We start from the raw sequence: 18,388 nt of genomic DNA, 5'->3' as shown, positions 1-18,388 counted from the left end.
TACTACCTCGTGGAAAGTAAAAAGTGTTACTACCTCCCTTGAGATCCCTGGCTCATGTGCACGACGAGAATTTAGCTTTGTCCCACGATGATACAATGTGACCATCAAGGACGAACTTAACAGGATCCTGTGGACAAGGCGGGATCTGGAGAATTACTCGGTGTTGATCGTGGATAGATTCAAGGGGCTGGTGGAAATTCCGTTTCCAAGGATAGAGAGAGTGGATAACACCTACATTTACCTAGATGATGATACCGTGATACCCATTCATAGGGTTATGGAAATCAGGATGAAGGGGCAGGTAATATGGAGCAGAACCGCCAATAGACGGTGAGCAATCACGCGGTCGCAAACCCCGTTTATCCTTTGAGAGCCGAGCTCTCGTGTGGTTACACGGGGAGATCTTTTCGCTCAAGCCGGGAGGCATCCTGTTCTCCGAATCCGCCTGACTACATCGACTGGTCCCCTGTGATTGAGACACTTCACGTGATACGTTGGGTCACCCAGATCCCTCCGGGACACGCTCCCAGGCCTAGCTTACAAACTGGACTAACCTGAAGAAGGACGCCGAGAACAGGTCCTTAACCAGATTAAGCCTGTTCAATCTCCTCAGATTCTCTCCCCTCGTTTCCACGGCCTTTCTCAGGACGTAATCTACCACGTACGAGAAGGGTACCTTCACCAGGGTCCTGTCGTGTTGCCAAACCCTGTACAGGACCTCGTAATACCTCTCAGTTTTGGGAAGTGGCACGATTATGGCCCTATACTCCAGGAACTCGTCGGCCCTTTCCTCATCAACGTAAACCATGGGGTAAATGTAGTTTTTATTCAGGGACTTCAGCACCTCTGCCTCAAGGGAGTACACGCAGGATCCCTGGACGCTGTTGAGGACGGGTGAGATCCAATGGTTCTCATTGAGGTTCAAGGCCTCCCTAATCTTTCCCAGATCGAAGTTCATTGCCGTCAACGAGTTCAGGTTGGAGAAGGTGACCTCCCCGAATCTCCTGGCTCTGAGCAGAAGGTTCACCACTTCCCTCTCCTCCCCGTAGCTCAGGAGGTCAGTCGTGATCAGATTAACCTTTCCGTGGGCCAAACCCTGTATTCTCATCTCCTCCTCGATCACGTGCTCGGGCACTCTTCTATTCCCCCTGTTCACCTCAACTTCCGCTAGTCCTGAGGGTGCCCTTATTGCAACGAAATGTTCAGCCTTCCTCCCGTAAATTATCCCACTCCCCTTCAAGGCCTCCTCCAGGTTCTCCTCGGCCTCTCCAATGAGTATGGAGTCAATCCAATCCTTACCCGTGAGTTGCCATGCCCCGGGTCCCCCAACCACAACCTTCAGGGAATTCCTCTCCTTGATCTCCCTCAATCTCCTCCCAAAGAGCTTGAAGGACTTCACGTAGGGAGGATCGTCCTGAATAACGTAGGATATTGCCTTACCGATCTCCGATTGACCCAGCGGATCGTTCACGTAAAGGCCTAGTATCTCGTTACGATATTTCCCCAGTTGCTCTGGGGGCACTATCTTACCTCCGGAGATCGACTCGACTTTCCTCAGCCCGTAGGGAGGGTACCTTAGCCGACGCCAAGTGCCCCTGAACGTGGAGGGATCGGCAGTGAGAATCATTGAGGAGATGTGGTTTTCACGACTAAATAACCTAGCTTATCCAACTCCCCAACTCCACAGGATCTCGTTACGTGCAACAAACGTGAACATATTTTTACTCCCGGACACATCTACCTTCATGGACTTTCACATCTCTAGGATTTCCCAAGTCCCACGATCAGAGGTCAAGATAAAGGGGTCCAGGGACGCGTTCATTCAATGGTTGGTCACCTCCGATCACGGTGCCCATTACGCTGTGAGGAAGTTCACCCTCCTTCCCCACGGCAGAATTGGAATGCATGTACACAAATATCAAGAGACAGTGGTGATCACGAAGGGGAAATGCGCAGTATGTGTTGGGGACCAGGTATACGAGCTACACGAGGGCGATTTCATTTTCATAAATGGTGGGGTGAAGCACGGTTTCCAGAACAAGGACGAACATCTGGAGTTCTTCTGCATCATAGATTATACCGACGACATGAGCATAACACTCCTTGAGGATGATTGTCCATAATCTTGTTTTTATCAAAACGAGATATTTCCCTTAAAAATGGGAGAAGCTTAATATTTGAAAGAAAGAGTTGATACCATGAGTAACGAACTTCAGGATAGGAAACCAGATGACGTTCTGGACCTGAGGGGGGAGGCATGTCCGGAACCTCAAATTGAGATAGTGAAGAAGTTGAATCACATGAAACCGGGCCAAGTTCTGGAGGTAATTAGCGACGAGGAGCCCATGAACGTGACAATACCAAAGATCTGCGAAAGCAGGGGTTACCCCTGCGTGTCAGTCAAGGAGGGAAACACGTACAGGATCAAGATCCTGAAGACTAAATAGATAAAGGGGAGAATACCTACTGAGTGTATGCCACAATATCAGATAATGGGGGACGATCTCCAGTACCTGAAAGTTCAACTTGCACCTCAGGAGGGTTTTTACGCCGATGCAGGTCACATGATAATGAAGACCGCATCGGTGAACATGCAGACCAGAATGAGGGGAGGTTTCCTTTCAGGTCTTAAGAGGGTGTTGACGGGAGGTTCTTTCTTCGTTACGGAGTTTTACGGACCGGGAGACGTTATACTCTCAGGGATATTTCCCGGGAAGATTGTACCAATACAGTTACAGGGCGGATCAATTCTGGTAGAGGCCCACTCCTTCCTAGGGGCGGAGACTAGCATTGAATATGACGCAACAATGGCCAGACTTACCGCAGGATGGTTAGGTGGAGAGGGGCTTTTCCTAGCTAGATTCAGGGGAGTGGGGAATGTATTCCTTCACTCGTATGGCGGGTTAATTGTGCGTGATCTTGCGCCGGGCGAGACGATCCAGGTGGAGGCCTCGCACCTAATGGCCTTTCAGGAGGGAATGAACTATTCGGTCCAGCTAGTTGGAGGCCTGAGGTCAGTGTTCTTCGCCCACGAGGGACTGTTCTTCGTGACCATTACTGGCCCAGGTAGGGTATGGCTTCACACGCTGACCGCAGAACAGTTAGCTAGTGCGCTAATCCCATTCCTTCCCAGTGGCCAGCAGGGAGGAATAAACATAAACTTCTGATTTTCTTGGATTTCTGGTCTGTTCACTTCATTTAATTCCCTTCAACAGCTCACCAAGTATCCTCACACCTTCCACTATTTCTTCCTCCTTAGCGAAACTGAAACTAAGTCTAAAGGAATTTCTTCCCTGTTCGCTAGAGTAGAAGAACTTCTCTCCAGGAATGAACTTAACGTCCCTTTTCAAGGCCTCCTTGAGCAGGGATGACGAGTCTAGTGCCTCTTTTCTGCATAGAGTGAAGAAACCTCCCTCTGTGTAACTGCACCCAGTGCTGGACGGGAAATATTCCTCTATTGCGTCGAGCATGACGTTCCTCTTTTTCCTGTAAAGGAGTACGGAGTTCTCGACTACGGCGTCCACGAGGTCTCTCCTGAGCATTTCCCCCACGATAAGTTGATCCAGTGTAGAAACTTGATGATTAATTTCGCTCTTGATAGTAGCTAACTTTTCGATCTCCCTTCCCTCATAGCCTATGAAGCCTACCCTGAGCCCTGGAGAAATGATCTTACTAAAACTTGAGATGTAGATTACTCTTCCTTCCTTATCAAGGGATTTAAGTGCAGGATAGGGAGGATCGTCATACATGTAGAACCCATATATGTCATCCTCAATGATCTGAAAGTTGAAGTCACTGGCCAACTCAAGGAGGTGTTTGCGCCTATCCTTGGTCATGACTCTCCCCGTCGGGTTGTGAACTGGGACTACGTAAAAGTACTTCACTGGGTCTGCCCACATTCGAAGTGCCTTTAACCTCTTCTCGAGGACGTCGGTCATGGGACCGTATTCATCCCAAGGGATTGGATATGCCCTTAACCCTCTGTAACTCATGGTACTTATGAATCCCTGAAACGTGGGTTCCTCAGAGGCTACCATGTTCTGCGAGAAAAGTTCAGAGAGTAAGTATATGGCCTCCTTAGCTCCTCCCGTTATAAGTATCTGATCCTCCTCCAAGGAGAATCCTCTCTTCCTAACAAAATTGGATATCTCTTTCCTGACCTCCTCTATACCTTCACTTGGGGCATACTGCAGGGTTGTTTCGCTCCTTTCTCTGATAAGGTAATCTACAATCTCACCCATACGCTCCCAGGGGAACGTTCTGGGATCAGGCAATCCTCCTCCTATGTTTATTGGCATATCTTTTTTCGATACTATGAATATAAGTTCTTTTTCTGTTGTCAGACTAATTCCAGATGATTCAACATTATTTTTAATTTTTATCCCATCTATATAAGAAGATTTTTATTGATGCAGATGACTGTAAACGAGAACGTGAGGATTCTCCTCACTGTTCAGATAAAAGGGTGAATTTGTTTTTATACTGTTCAATTTACATCTAAACATCTTGAAGAGTTCTCTGCTTTAGGAAAACTACTTACCGCTTTACACCCGGGCGGTTAGGACAGAGAAGGTAACAAGAATCTGCTTCAAGTTTTGCCCTAATCCGAGAGTTACCGTCGTGAGGATCCGTGCCGACCTTGAAACGTCTCAAAATCTGTATAAACGCCTAGATGGAAACGCATAAATTTGTAGAATTTACACTATCTTGCTATTTACACCCTGTTAAGAGTTAAAGTTATTACTAAAATAGTTAATAATTAAGTAGTTAAGTTTTTAAGCTAGTGAGGTCCCCAATTTACTTATGAATAGAACAGTAATCCTTCTAGTACTTGTCCTTGGGACGTTAATGGCCGCGGTTGACGGAACCATTGTTCTCTTGGCCTTGCCTCAAATTGCTCAGGATTTACACGCAGATCTCTTTACGGCAATTTGGGTTCTCTTGGCTTACCTGCTGGTAACGGCCATACTCACAACTCAGACTGGAAGAATAGGGGATATTTACGGGAGGGCCAAGATCTTTAACCTGGGTTTCGTAATTTTCACCGTTGCCTCAGCGTTATGTGGATTGTCAAACTCCATTTATCTGTTAATTGCATTTAGACTAATTCAGGGGGTTGGAGGGGCGATGATGACTGCAAACAGCGGGGCAATAGTTGCAGATCACTTTCCCCCTAACATGATGGGGAGGGCTTACGGTTACACTTCACTGGGTTGGAACATAGGAGCCCTTCTAGGAATAGTCTTGGGAGGAACCTTGACCACTTTCTTTGGATGGCCTTACATCTTTTACATTAATGTCCCCATAGGGGTTGTAGCAACTATCCTTGGTGTGAAGTACATTAAGGACGTCAACAAGGTGAAAAGGGAACTTGACGTCACGGGAGCAGTACTCCTTGGAGTTGCACTGGTTCTCGTTTCCTATTCTTCCATTGTAATGGCGAGCGTCGGGGTTGATTCCCTGAATCTGGGAATACTGGTCGTGGGGATAATACTCGTTGGGGCCTTCATCTTTAACGAGAGTAGGGCGAAGAGTCCCGTGATAGACCTAAAGATGTTTAGGTACAGGCTCCTGGGTTACTCCTTGACCGCTACCTTCCTGCAGGCAATAGGGGGACTAGCCATCACCTTTCTCCTCATCATGTACCTTCAGGGCGTAAGGGGGCTATCTCCCCTAGATGCGTCCCTGTTACTTCTTCCAGGTTATGTTGTGGCCAGCTTCCTAGCACCCTACATGGGTAAGTTAACCGATAGGTATGGTTCCAGATGGTTTGCCACCGGAGGGATAGCCATCATCATGCTGTCTGTGATAATGTTCTATTTCGTGCTAACGCCGGAAACTCCTTACACATGGATACTGCTAATTTCTGGGATTAATGGTGTGGGTTCAGGGATGTTCTGGCCATCTAACACCAGTGCCATAATGTCAAGTGCTCCCAAGGGATACTTTGGTTCAGTCTCAGGTCTCTCGAGGACCCTTGGAAACGTGGGAATAATTCTGAGCTACGTGATAACACTTTCGGTGGCAGCGGCTGCAATTCCTAAGGAGGTGGCCTTTAAGATATTCTTGGGAACCTCCAAGTTAGATGGTGGGCTCTCCTCTATTTTCGTGGTAGGGCTTCATTACGCCTTCTTGATCTCGGCAGTGGTGCTGGCTGTGGCCACGTTCTTCTCCTTCCTTAGGGGGAAAGAGATACGTATGGAGGAGAAAGCCTAGAGGGGCCATCTTGGGGGACCGCTAATCCCATGGGAAACGTAAACCCTCTCCACCTTGAACTGCTTCACCTTCTCCACGCTTTTCCTGAGTTGCTCAAGGTCCTCGTAAATCAGGGGTAACCTGAGGCCATTTTTAGTGCCCTGTAGCATGTCTCCGACTAGTAGGGCCTTTTCATCCTCGACGTAGATGGAGATGGAGTCGTCGGTGTGACCTGGGGTATATATCACTATAACTCCCGGGAAGACCTCTCCCTCCTTCAAGGGCTCTGCCCCAAACACGGGGGTGAGCTTGGAGTTGAAGAATGGCGAGCCGAGAGCGAAAGCCAACTTAAGCAGTGAGGAGTGAAGAACTGGTTTTCTTCCCATTCCGTTAGTGAGGTACTTTATCCCGTTCTCATGTATCAGGTTTCTAGATAGCCTCAGTTCCCCCGCACTCCCTATATGATCACCATGGGAGTGAGTGTATATTACTGCCTCAATCCTTTTTGGATCCTTTCCCACTCTTCTTACCTCTTCCAGTATCCTGGCCCCATTACCGCGAGTCCCGGAATCTACCAGTATTAGCTTTCCCCTGACGTCCAGTAGGAATGCCTTAACGAACCTCAAATTAATCTCGTGAATCATATGAAGTGTAGTGTGAGAGGAGTAATTTGTCTAACGGAAATCTGGAGTTGGAGACCAACTAGACGGAGTAACGCACCTATTACGGTCTCGAACTCTAATGTATCAATCTTAAAAATCCCTAAAATCCATGAAAAATACAGCGTAAAATTATGAAAACTACAAGTAAGATCTATTAATCAATCGACTTTCCCACATCTGCCTGTTGTCGACAACAGGAATACTAAGTATCTTGAAAGCCACAGGTATTGGTAAGACTTCGCATGGAAAACTAAAATTCTTCTTAGGGTAATTATTAACTAGTCAATAAAAATGGAAGAATCAATCGCCAACTCACGATTCCTTTGAAGGACAAGGAGCTCAAAAACTTTCCGCGATAGAGGATTGAGGAGTATAAATCAATGGTAGAACATCATTGATCTTCATCATGAGACCCAGAATCGTCAAAGGAGACACGTATCTCCTCCGAAACAATTCTCCAGCCGTATACGAGATAAACTAGATAAAATCATATTATCATTATGTTTAAACTCTTCACTTCCGCTATAATTAATTAGAGATAACAATAGATAGTATTCAATAACTTCACCTTAATAATGAATGTCTTTAATAAATCTACCGTATAATGCTTATTATCTATCAATTATTGACCATATTAACATGGAAACTAAAAATTACTTAAACAGAATCGTAGTAGATAATCCTAATTTTCGTAAGTCAGCGGGACTTCTCTCCATGATAGCCTTTTCCTTGGGCAATATCATAGGATCGGGAATTCTGCTCCTGCCCGCTGTAACCGCATCAATGGCAGGTGGTCTAACTCCACTTGTGTGGTTAGCTGGAGGAATAATGTTACTTCCCTTAGTTTTTGTGTACTCTCAGCTTGCGAAAATGTATCCGGTAGTGGGTAGTAAGGTAAGATTCGTTAATGTAACCCACGGCAAAGTTCTTGCCTCTTCCGTAGGATGGCTCTATCTCATAGGAACGTTGTTTGTGGTACCGATTGAGGCTGAGGCTTCCCTACAGTACCTTTCCTACATCTTTCCATCTTTATGGAGTAACGGTTCCCCAACCTTAGCGGGTGATCTCGTCGAAATAGGCATTGTTTCCGCAATTTACTTCCTAGTTTACATGGGAATTAGAACTCAGTCCCTAAGTGTGAATGTTATAACTTACACCAAGCTTGGGATATTGGCACTTTACGTAGCTCTTGTGGGGATTCTCGCGTTTCATCCTTCAAACTTTACCATTCCAACCCAATCGGGCACATCAACCTTCCTAGATGCCATAGCGTTAACGATGTTCGCGTACGGAGGATTTAGAAGCGCTATGGTATATGCTGGTGAAAGCAAAAACAAGAACCAGACCGGAAAAGCCATACTGATTGCCTTCCTGCTTTCCATGATTGTCTACACCCTTGTTCCCATAGTTTTCATAGGTTCCCTCACGCCTGAAATTCTAGGTCACGGATGGGGATACGTTTCAAAGATGAGTGCGCCTTTAACTCAAAGCGCTTTAATAGCCGGTATACCAGTGCTTGGAGCACTCTTCATCATAGATGGTGTAATCTCGCCCTCCGGTGCATCTTTAATTGGCGCTGGAGACATCAGCAGGTACATGTATGCTCTGGTCAAGGTGGGCAGTGCTCCCAAGGGACTGGGAAAGGTAAGCGAAAAGCGTGGAATTCCTGTTATTCCAACGTTACTCTCCCTCTTAGCTTCGATAGTGCTGTTATTTGTTTCTCCTACGTTTGAGCAGTCAATTGGCTACCTCATTGCAGCTCATGTGCTGGGTTACGCAACAGGGCCTATTAGCCTGTATGTTCTCACTTCCAACAGAGGATATAAGGCCATTTCCATGGTTGGATTTATAACATCTGGCCTCATATATACTTGGCTGGGATTCCCTAAGACTCTATTTGGCACCCTGATCATAGGGGTATCCATGCTAGTAATGGCCATGATAAACAGACCCGTGAAACCAGCATTATGGTACGTGGGATATGCTATGGTATTAACAACTATAAGTGTTCTGGTTTCTAACACCATTTATGAGATTATTGCAACTTTAGCTCTGGCACCCGTATTCTTTGCTCTAGCCATAAAATCGGCTAAGGGATCTGGAGAAGTAGAAGCCTAGATGAAAAATGACCACTCTTTACCCCTTTAGATCTGCCTTGTTAATAGAATCTTTTTAATATAGCGCAACCTCTTTTAAAATAGTTCTAAGAAATTTCCTTTAATATTTATTTTTTGATTGTGTAATCTCCATAATGATCAAAAATGTTTCTCACACCAAGGGAACAGGAAAAACTACTCATCACTGTAGCAGCGGAAGTGGCAAGGAGAAGAAAGGCTAAGGGGCTTAAGCTAAATTATGTGGAGGCTCTCTCGATAATAACGGACTTTGTGCTGGAGAGTGCAAGAGAGGGTAAACCGATGTCTCAAATAATTAAGGAGGCACAGAACCTGCTCACAGAAGATGACGTTATGGAAATGGTACCCTCCATGCTTGAGGTGGTTCAAGTTGAAGCCACTTTCCCCGATGGGACCAAGTTGGTGACCATCAGAAATCCCATACCAGGGAGGTCTAATCACATAATTACCGCTGAAGGAGAGATAGAGATAGCAAAGGACGAAGTAGAGCTAGAGGTAACTAACACGGGAGATAGACCCATTCAAGTGGGCTCCCATTATCACTTCTTTGAGGTCAATAGGGCTTTGAAATTCGATAGGGAAAAGGCATTTGGGATGAGACTGGCCATTCCCTCTGGGACATCTGTGAGATTCGAGCCTGGACAGGCAAGAGTGGTAAAGTTAAGGCCTATAGGTGGGGCCCGCAGGGTCGAGGGTCTGAACGGCCTCACTGAAGGAAGCTTGCATAGCAAGGAGCAGGCAATACAAAGGGCTAAGGAGAGGGGGTTCACTTGAAAATTTCAAGGGAGAGATACGCAGAACTATACGGACCAACAGAGGGGGATAAGATCAGACTGGGTGACACAAACCTAGTTATCACGGTCGAGAAGGACATGATTAGAAAGGGTGATGAACTTGTGTTTGGTGCAGGCAAATCCGCCCGTGACGGATTGGGTCTTCTTCCGACGGTGAAGGAAGAGGAGTCCATGGATCTCGTTATCACAAATGTGGTGATAATGGACCCTTTACTTGGAATAGTTAAAGCCGACATAGGAATAAAGGACGGAGTCATCGTGGGGATAGGTCATGGTGGTAACCCATTTACCATGGATGGAGTTGACTTCGTGCTGGGACCGTCGACCGAGGTAATTTCTGGAGAGGGGTTAATAGCCACTCCAGGTTTCATAGACACTCACGTTCACTGGGTTGCCCCACAGCAGGTATACGATGCGATCTCCGCAGGCTTCACGACCTTAATTGGCGGAGGTACCGGTCCGGCCGAGGGGACCAAGGCAACCACGGTCACCCCAGGATCTTGGAACTTGAGAGTGATATTTTCTGCCCTGGACCAGTATCCCGTAAACTTCGGTCTAACTGCGAAGGCGTCATCAACGTCAGTTAGCATGGAGCAAGTGCTGAACCAGGGCGCGTGTGGATTCAAGATTCATGAGGACTGGGGAGCCATGCCGAGGGTAATTGATGAAACCTTAACCTTGGCTGACCAGAGGGACGTGCAGGTCACTATTCACACAGATACATCTAATGAGAGCGGATTCCTCGAGGACACCTTAAGCGCGATTGGCGGTAGGACTATTCACGCCTATCACGTGGAAGGTGCGGGAGGAGGTCACGCTCCAGACATCATTAAAATTGCAGGAGAACCCAACATACTTCCGTCCTCAACTAATCCCACTAAACCCTTCACAGTCCACACATATGAGGAACACCTGGAGATGCTCATGGCAGTTCATCACCTGAACCCAAAGGTACCTGAGGACGTGTCCTATGCGGAATCCAGAATCAGGGCTGAAACCATGGCTGCCGAGGATTACCTCCACGATCTTGGGGCAATAAGCATGATGTCTTCGGACTCGCAAGCCATGGGAAGGATTGGGGAGACAGGAATTAGGACATTCCAGCTTGCTCATAAGATGAAGGAACTTAACCTGATCCCCATGCCTGACAATCAAAGGGTCCTGAGATATCTCGCAAAAATAACCATAAATCCTGCCATAACCCACGGTATATCAGAGTACGTAGGATCCCTGTCCCCTGGAAAGCTGGCAGATATTGTTCTGTGGGACCCTAGGTTTTTCCCCGCGAAGCCCTACATGGTTATCAAGGGCGGAGCCATCTCATGGGCCCTAATGGGTGAAACCAACGCCTCTATTGCATATGCTCAGCCTGTGCTTTACAAACCCATGTTCGGATTTACAGCGCCGGTATCCCTGCTATTTTCCTCACTGGATGGGGTAAACGAAGCGGGGAAAAATGTCAAGAGGAGAGTGGTACCAGTAAGAAATACTAGGACCATCTCGAAATCTCACATGAAACTTAACGATGCTACGCCTGAGATAGAGGTGGACCCTGACAAATATGAGGTTAAGGTCGATGGGGTAGTCCCGAAGATCCCGCCTTCTAAGGAATTGCCTCTAACCAGATTATACTTCCTGTTTTAGGTGAGGTACATGGAGAACGTGGTGAGAATAACTTCCCTTCCTGTCAGGGAAGAGGTGAGGGAATTGGTGACAGACAGAAGATCAATAGAGATGGGCAGAGTAAAGATCACCCTAGAGGACGGGATACACGTTCTAAACATTAAGGGACTAAAAGACGGGGATGTATTCGAGTTTAAAGGTAAATATTGGAGACTAGTTCAGAGGGAGGAGAAAGTAATACGGATAGTCCTGAGAGAACCTACGGAGAGTTTCAGGGTTGGATTTGCGGTGGGTAACCTTCACATGAAGGCAATGGTGTTGGGAAACGAACTATATATCCCGCTTGAAAATCCCAACCTTCCTAACTTACTCTCTCAATTCAAGCCAGAGGTCACGGAGAAAAAATTCATTCCCAATGTGGAAATACCCATAGAGGGAGAGGTAGTCCAGTTTGTCGATCCCGATCATTAGGGCCTTTCACCTTTTCGACGGTTCACTTCCTCTAGGTGGTTTCAATTACTCCTTCGGGGTTGAGGAAGCCTATTACGAGGGAATCGACGTGGAGGGCTTCATTGTCACAACTTTCAGGAATGTGATTGAGAAGGGAGACATCCCAGTGGCTAGGATTGCCTTCACTGATCCGTGGAAGGCCAACGATATCTCTATTGCATCCAAGCTTACCAGGGAGTTGAGAGAGGCATCAATAAACATGGGCAAGTCCCTAGCCATGTTGGGACTTTGTAATGACGATTTTGTTAATGAAGTTAGAAGAGGTCTAAGGGGAAGCTATCCTGTGGTGATAGCTAGGTGTTGCGTCGCGATGAAGATAGATCAAGTAGCCTGTCTGGCAGGGCTAGCGTATTCTGAGTTAGCACAAATGGTGTACTCGGCGGTCAGATTGGGAGCGCTAAACTTCATACAGGGACAGAAACTGATTACGCGGGTACTGGAGACTGTATCATTACAGGAGGAGTTCGAGCCATTCTCCCCTTTACTTGACGTGTTGTCTAAGAAACATGAGGAAAGGGAGCCAAAGGTGTTCATGTCATGATCAAGGTAGGTATTCTGGGACCTGTTGGATCTGGAAAAACTAGCTTGATTGAGTTTCTCGCTAAGGAGTATTCGGAAAGGGGAATCAAGGTTGGAATCTTGACGAATGACGTGGTATCTGCTTACGATGCCATGAGAATTTACCATAACCTAGTGGAAAGGTTAAGGATTCTACCTAGGGAAAACGTGCTGGGCTTGGTCACCGGAGGGTGCCCACACACTGCCATAAGGGAAGATCCGTCCCTCAACCTCAGGGCTCTAGAAACACTTGAGGAGAGAGCAAATCCAGATCTCGTGTTCATCGAGAGTGGGGGTGATAACGTTATGTCGACCTTCAGTTCGTCATTGGCCGACTTCACAATTTTTGTTTTAGACACGTCGGCAGGAGACAAGTATCCGGGGAAGGGTGGAATTGGGATAACCGAGAGTGATCTCCTAGTGGTCAACAAGATAGATCTTGCCCCATATGTGCAGGCGGATCTAAATAAGATGAGAGAGGACTCACTAAGGGTTAGGAGAGGAAAACCCAGCGTATTTATCAGCCTTAAAACCGGCGAGGGCACACGAGAGCTCATAAGAATACTGGACGAGGAGCTTGGACTTGAAAGGGTATTTGGAAATAAGGGACAATGAAGATAGCCTAATCATAGAAAGGAAGGGCACACTTAACGCTATTCTCACGCAAGATCTTGTGATACTGGTCAATCCTTCGGAAGTGCTGGCCAATGACGACGAGTTGGAATATGACATCGAAGTTAAAAGGAAAAGGGTCACTGATCAAGCATCTACAAAAGTTCTCTCAGACTCAAACGTTAAAATAAGGGCCAAGGTTAGGCTCCTTAACTCGGACTACCTAGTACATCCCTTCATCTTCTACAATAGGGCCAACTTACTAATCGAGAGTGACTTTTACGTTGAGGGAAGTGCCACCATTGTGGAGGCGTATATTCCAGGTAGAAGGGCTACGGGAGAGAGATTCCTTGAGGGAAGTGTTAAATCTGTTACCAGGATATATAGTGGAGATAAACTCTTGATTTACGACGTATTTAGAATGAAGGATGGGGATTACCTTAATCCCTGGCTAATGGGAGACGAGTGTCTCCTGACAATATACACCGTAAAGGATGGGGATTTCTCGTTCTCAAGGGAGATATTGCCATACACCAAAATTTTTCGTAGATGGACTGAGCTCACCAATATCTGGTTCTAGACTAGTCCTACTAAATATACTCGAATCCAGTCTAGATAGGATTTATCTATCTAATGTTCCAAAAACTATACTATCATAAACATATCGTGATAAAATTCAAGCTTTCCTTACAAAGGCCCTCAACATTTTATAGGCTGGTTCCTTGCTCATGGGATCGGCCCTCCAATCCATTATCCTGTTAGCCCTTCCCCAATGAAATGGCATGAAGGCAGTATTATTGGATACCCAGTCAACGCATTTGACCAACGCCTTTATCTGCCCTTCATTAGTATTTATTTCAACTTCCTCTCCACTTTCTACGCTCAATTTGGAACACTCTTCTTGTCCTAGAAAGATGTAATCGTCTTGTCCTAAGCTAGATAGTAACCAGCTCTTAGAGGATCTACTCCTTGTATTCCAATGCATTTTAGTTCTGCCTGTAATAATGAAGAGATTATTTGTTTCTATTTCAAGGTCGGTCTCGTATTCGATCCCCTTGGTTCTAAACAATCTAGGTTGAATTACTGATTGATTATTTGGCCATCTATGCCCATACTTCAAATCGTCGTAAGTCATGTCAGATATATCATCCATTCTTCCTCTCGTGAGCTCCTTGAACTCGTTAAAAATTTGCTCCACTGACCTGTACTCCAATTCAAATCCCATGGCAACACCCAACTCCCTGACTATTTCCCAATCAGGTTTAGCTTCCCCAGGAGGATTTCTCAGCTTGGATAGATATCCTACAGTTCGATCACCTGCAGTATGTATTCCTTCCCTTTCGGACCAAGTAGCTGCAGGAAGAACTATATCTGCCTCCCTCGCCGTTTCTGTAAGGTAAGAGTCCTGTACAATTACCAGATCTAGATAGGAAAGGAGATCCTTAAATTTACTGGCCTCGGGCAAGGAGATAACGGGGTTTGTCCCTATTATCCATAGGGCCCTAATTTTCCTTTCCTCCATTAACTTATACATGTCGGTGATGGTGTTATAGCTTCTAGGTATGGAATACCTTGGTATACCCCAATAATCCTCTACCTCTCTTACTTCCTGCTCGTTATTAACGTACCTTAATCCCGGAAGCATGCCTGCCAACGCGCCCGCTTCCCTGGCTCCCATTGAATTATGTTGTCCAGTCAATGGTAATACACCAGTACCAGGTACGCCTAAGTTACCAGTGATCATGGCGAGAGTTGAGATCAGGATACCAGTATCGACTCCCCTATATGTTTGATTTACCCCCATCCCCCACATAAAGATGGTCTTACTCTCCATTATTCTCTTAGCTATGGATATAATTACATTCTTATCAACACCTAGTAGTTGCGATACCCTTTCCGGTGGAAACATAGTGGCTATCTCTCTGAATTCCTCAAACCCCTCTGGAATAATTTTAGCAGAATCCAATATTACGCTAGCTATGGAATTCAAGAGGACTATGTCCCTTCCTGGTTTAATTTTCACGTGAATGTCTGCCTGTAATGCGGAATCCGTTGTCACAGGATCAACTACTATCACCACTGCTCCCTTCCTTCTTCTAGAGATAATTCTTGTCCATAGAACAGGAAAATTGGATGCTGGATTTACTCCCACCAAAAAGAAAGTCTCGGCTCTCTCTATCTCGTCATATGATGCTGTAGGGGAAGGATCACCGAAGCTAAATTTCAAAGAATGAGCAGCGCTGGCCATGCATAGCCTAACATTCGAGTCGAAGTTAGGGGTTCCAAGAAGGCCTTTCCCCAACTTTACGGTCAGGTATTGATCCTCTGTCGGTATCTGAGCCCCAATGTAAATTCCTAGGGATCCCTTAATTCTCAATATTTTCTTTAATTTTCTTGAAATAATCTCCTTGGCCTCAGACCACGTAATTTCCTTGGAATCTTGAAGGGGATATGTTACTCTTCCCGAGTCTAAGGTATCCAACAGTGTGGCTCCCTTAACACACATGATTCCTCTGTTAGTCACATAATTTTCAGGAATAACCTTTCCATTGACACGAAGTTTGCAGCCCACCCCGCAGTAAGGACATATGGTGCTCATGCCCTCATCGCCTCACTCGCTCTAAGTAGAAGGACCGATAGAACTAAGGAGATGATTGCAAGGATAGTAAAGACTAGGAATGAAGCAGGAAAGTTCAGCAACGTAGCTACGTAACCCATTATGGGTGGAAGGAGGAGACCGCCAGCGGAACCTAATCCGCCCACGAGGCCTGAAGCTCCGCTGACTGCAGTGGGAGAGTACCTAGGAACCAGTTTAAACACTGCGCCGTTAGCCATTCCCATTCCCACAGCAATTATAATTTCCGCAACTACTGCTAGGGAAAGGGAAAACGCGAAGAGGAAGACCAAGCTTCCTACTATCATTGTTAGGTAGGCTATAGTTGACACTAGCTCTCCATTAATCCTATCTGAAATCCAACCTCCTGGTATCCTTACTACAGCAGTCAGTAGCGAGTAAATAGTTCCAGTAAGGATACCAGCTTCCACTGGAGTTAGGTGAAGGAAGCTTTTCCAATATAGGGGAAGCCATTCTGTTAAGGCCTCAAATCCACCGAATGAGGTCAAATACATGAAGACTAGAGCCCATATTCTAGGGCTCCTTAACGCCTTAACCAGGGATCTTGATAAGGAATGAGACGGAACGATGTCCAAACCCATGGATTTAGATAAGGCCTCAGCGTCTTTCCTAGTCTTCCCCTCCTTCAGGAAATGAAGAAATGGAGGATCTATGGATACCAATATGTAAATTAGTATCATTATACTAAGAAAAAGGGCCCAGGCCACATAGGAATATACTAATCCTAGGTATGATAGGGCAAAGGGAAGAAGTGTAGTGAAAATGCCTGGGGCTGTGTTACCCAATCCCGCAAAAATGCCCAGGGCCTTTCCCTGCTCTTTCTGGGGAAAGAAATAGGAAACGTATGTGACGCCACTCGAAAATGTGGAGATTCCAGTCCCCGCCAAGGCACCAAAGAGCAGGAGTAGATAGTAGATAAGTTGGCTGGAGAGAGAATTTAGATGCATTAGAGTGAAGATGATACCCAAGAGACCTAGCAATCCCAAGAGCAACTGTAATAGGATGGTTTTGCGCCCTAAATTATCTACTAGAAGCGAAAAGGGAATTCTCAGGAAGGCACCAGTTAAGGTTGGAATTGCAACCAACCAAGACACTTCAACCAGGTTAAGATGAAGGAGTGGCCCTATCCTTAAGGCTGTCGTTCCAAACAGGGCAACTGCTGCGAAGCCTGCAAAGAAGGCTAAGGTACCTGAAACCAATCCCCTATTCCTCACTCTGACCACCAGCTTTAAAGGAAGGAATTTCCATTAATTTTCTCCTTATTTCTTCAATATTTTCTAAGTCTATCCCCTTTAACTTGTCCACAACTAGAAGGTAATCCTCGTAGTCGACTTCACCTACCACTTTTCCTATGCTATAATTATTGCCATTTACATATATTTTCAGAGCTCTTTTCCCGTTTCTCATAACTGCTCTGAATCCTAAATCCGCAACCTGATGCCTTCCACACGAGTGGGAACAGCCGGAGATATGAATACGCATTTTACTGTCTGAGGCAGTTTTTAACAGATCCTCGGCCATTTTTGTAGTAGAAATTATTGCAGGAGGGCAATAATCATCTCCAATGCATGCCTCGACAACATTTTTAAGGTAAGGATATTCAACGGACTCTGCACCTTTAGGTAACTCCCTGACAGGAATGAATATCGCCTGCGAATTAAAGAGCGAGACAAAACCTAAGTTCTCCCTTGCAATCTTGGCAACTTCTTCGACTTCCTCCCAATTCAGCCAACCACCCCTAGTTCTAACAACCATTAACTTTGCGTTGAGGTGTGAGGATGGTATGCCCTTAATCCGCTCTATCTGAATCTTTTCAATTTCATTCAGGATCATTTCCTTAACCCTTTCGGAACCGTATTTTTGCACTACCCACTTGAATCCCCTTTTCTCATTCTCTCGCTTCAGGATGTTGGTAACCGCTATGGAGATCCTCTTGGCGTCAGCGAGCGTAACTCCCTCAAATAGCTTGATGCCCTGAAAATCATGGTCTCCAATTCCCCCACCCACCCACACGTCGAAGAGATCTTCACCTCTGGCTACAATTCCCACATCCATTATTACGGGAACCGAACATCCCTTTTCACATGCCGAGACAGAGATCTTTACCCTTTTTGGAAGTTTGGGAAATTCGTACTCTGGATTATGTCTGAAGAAGGAAGCTATCTCAAGGGAGGCCTTAATTGCATCTGTCTTAGCAAAGGGGCAAATGTAAGATGGACATGGAAGGACGTTTCTAACCGATGCCCCACAGGAATCCCTTGGATCCAACTCGACACTCTCAAGCTCTCTCAGCACCTTCTCCTTATCAGATAGCTGAATTCCGTAAAGTTCTACATCTCCCCTTGTTGTAAAATGAACTCTTCCATCTCCTTTCTTAGATATATTGGCTAAGACCTCTAGTTGCTGGTACCACCATCTAGAGGGATCCCGTTCTTTTCCTTGCCTTATCCTTATGGAGATAAGATCGTTATCTCCTCTGCTTGAATAAATTCCCTTAAATCTTTCTGGGTAGAGTGATTTAAATTTCTCACTATATTTCATATATAAGCCCTCAACATAAAATAGATTTTATATATTCTCCCCTTTCATAGTAAATACTTTCTAATTATAATGATATTTAACCTTTAATTGCCAAGGCATAAAAGAGTCATGTTTACATTTTAT

General features: G+C 45.8%; 18 protein-coding genes. 12 read left to right on the top strand and 6 right to left on the bottom strand.

All coding sequences use genetic code 11. The features are described from left to right. Positions 1–97: 97 nt before the first annotated feature. Positions 98–334, top strand: a complete 237-nt coding sequence (locus MSED_RS04565; protein ID WP_012020856.1) for a DUF504 domain-containing protein — start codon at positions 98–100, stop codon at positions 332–334. Positions 335–532: 198 nt separating this feature from the next. Here MSED_RS04565 and MSED_RS04560 read toward each other — a convergent pair whose 3' ends face one another. Further along, positions 533–1,627 carry a hypothetical protein gene (locus MSED_RS04560; RefSeq protein WP_012020855.1) on the bottom strand — a complete coding sequence of 365 codons (1,095 nt, stop codon included), beginning with the start codon at positions 1,625–1,627 and terminating at the stop codon, positions 533–535. A gap of 118 nt (positions 1,628–1,745) precedes the next feature. Between MSED_RS04560 and MSED_RS04555 the strand changes: the two genes are divergently transcribed. From MSED_RS04555 to MSED_RS04545, 3 genes are all read left to right on the top strand, one after another. Further along, on the top strand, positions 1,746–2,123 hold the full coding sequence (locus tag MSED_RS04555) for a cupin domain-containing protein (RefSeq protein WP_012020854.1): 378 nt from the start codon (positions 1,746–1,748) through the stop codon (positions 2,121–2,123). 75 nt (positions 2,124–2,198) lie between these two features. Beyond that, entirely contained in the window at positions 2,199–2,447 is a 249-nt protein-coding gene (locus tag MSED_RS04550) for a sulfurtransferase TusA family protein (RefSeq protein ID WP_048060024.1), read from the top strand. Between the two features lie 27 nt (positions 2,448–2,474). Next, positions 2,475–3,167: a TIGR00266 family protein gene (locus tag MSED_RS04545; protein WP_012020852.1), complete on the top strand. Its 693-nt coding sequence runs from the start codon at positions 2,475–2,477 to the stop codon at positions 3,165–3,167. Positions 3,168–3,194: 27 nt separating this feature from the next. Here MSED_RS04545 and MSED_RS04540 read toward each other — a convergent pair whose 3' ends face one another. Then, positions 3,195–4,298, bottom strand: coding sequence for an aminotransferase-like domain-containing protein (locus tag MSED_RS04540; RefSeq protein ID WP_012020851.1), 1,104 nt, complete (start codon positions 4,296–4,298; stop codon positions 3,195–3,197). 505 nt (positions 4,299–4,803) lie between these two features. On the opposite strand from MSED_RS04540, the gene MSED_RS04535 reads away from it, so the two are divergent. Continuing rightward, on the top strand, positions 4,804–6,216 hold the full coding sequence (locus MSED_RS04535) for an MFS transporter (RefSeq protein ID WP_012020850.1): 1,413 nt from the start codon (positions 4,804–4,806) through the stop codon (positions 6,214–6,216). Here MSED_RS04535 and MSED_RS04530 read toward each other — a convergent pair. Next, positions 6,213–6,839 (bottom strand): MBL fold metallo-hydrolase, encoded by a 627-nt coding sequence (locus MSED_RS04530; protein ID WP_012020849.1) that lies wholly within the window; start codon positions 6,837–6,839, stop codon positions 6,213–6,215. The two genes, MSED_RS04535 and MSED_RS04530, sit on opposite strands and share 4 nt — an antisense overlap. Positions 6,840–7,496: 657 nt before the next feature. Here MSED_RS04530 and MSED_RS04525 point away from each other — a divergent pair. From MSED_RS04525 to MSED_RS04495, 7 genes are all read left to right on the top strand, one after another. Further along, entirely contained in the window at positions 7,497–8,975 is a 1,479-nt protein-coding gene (locus MSED_RS04525) for an APC family permease (RefSeq protein ID WP_048060023.1), read from the top strand. Between the two features lie 143 nt (positions 8,976–9,118). Next, on the top strand, positions 9,119–9,766 hold the full coding sequence (locus tag MSED_RS04520; RefSeq protein ID WP_012020847.1) for an urease subunit gamma: 648 nt from the start codon (positions 9,119–9,121) through the stop codon (positions 9,764–9,766). Next, a complete protein-coding gene (ureC, locus tag MSED_RS04515) occupies positions 9,763–11,430 on the top strand; it encodes an urease subunit alpha (protein ID WP_012020846.1) in 1,668 nt (555 codons plus the stop codon). Before MSED_RS04520 ends, ureC begins: the two co-directional genes overlap by 4 nt. A 9-nt stretch (positions 11,431–11,439) precedes the next feature. Continuing rightward, the gene (locus tag MSED_RS04510) at positions 11,440–11,880 is read left to right on the top strand and encodes an urease accessory protein UreE (RefSeq protein WP_012020845.1); all 441 of its coding nucleotides are present in this window, start codon (positions 11,440–11,442) and stop codon (positions 11,878–11,880) included. Next, positions 11,861–12,460, top strand: a complete 600-nt coding sequence (locus MSED_RS04505) for an urease accessory protein UreF (protein ID WP_012020844.1) — start codon at positions 11,861–11,863, stop codon at positions 12,458–12,460. Before MSED_RS04510 ends, MSED_RS04505 begins: the two co-directional genes overlap by 20 nt. Continuing rightward, positions 12,457–13,092, top strand: a complete 636-nt coding sequence (gene ureG, locus MSED_RS04500) for an urease accessory protein UreG (protein WP_012020843.1) — start codon at positions 12,457–12,459, stop codon at positions 13,090–13,092. Before MSED_RS04505 ends, ureG begins: the two co-directional genes overlap by 4 nt. Further along, positions 13,061–13,669, top strand: a complete 609-nt coding sequence (locus MSED_RS04495; RefSeq protein WP_048060021.1) for an urease accessory protein UreD — start codon at positions 13,061–13,063, stop codon at positions 13,667–13,669. The genes ureG and MSED_RS04495 overlap by 32 nt, the downstream gene beginning before the upstream one ends. 96 nt (positions 13,670–13,765) lie before the next feature. Here the strand turns inward: MSED_RS04495 and MSED_RS04490 are convergent, their stop codons facing one another. From MSED_RS04490 to MSED_RS04480, 3 genes are read right to left on the bottom strand one after another with little or no spacing between them, the layout of a single operon-like run. Continuing rightward, complete coding sequence (locus MSED_RS04490; protein ID WP_012020841.1) at positions 13,766–15,688, bottom strand: molybdopterin oxidoreductase family protein; 1,923 nt, start codon at positions 15,686–15,688, stop codon at positions 13,766–13,768. Beyond that, the gene (locus MSED_RS04485) at positions 15,685–16,938 is read right to left on the bottom strand and encodes an MFS transporter (RefSeq protein ID WP_012020840.1); all 1,254 of its coding nucleotides are present in this window, start codon (positions 16,936–16,938) and stop codon (positions 15,685–15,687) included. Before MSED_RS04485 ends, MSED_RS04490 begins: the two co-directional genes overlap by 4 nt. After that, positions 16,928–18,265, bottom strand: coding sequence for a nitrate/sulfite reductase (locus MSED_RS04480; protein ID WP_012020839.1), 1,338 nt, complete (start codon positions 18,263–18,265; stop codon positions 16,928–16,930). The genes MSED_RS04485 and MSED_RS04480 overlap by 11 nt, the downstream gene beginning before the upstream one ends. Positions 18,266–18,388: the final 123 nt, after the last annotated feature.

This window comes from Metallosphaera sedula DSM 5348 (genome assembly GCF_000016605.1).
GTDB classification, from domain to species: Archaea; Thermoproteota; Thermoprotei_A; order Sulfolobales; family Sulfolobaceae; genus Metallosphaera; species Metallosphaera sedula.
Note: the sequence above shows the minus strand (reverse complement) of the source record. Positions and strands in the feature narration are given on the sequence as shown.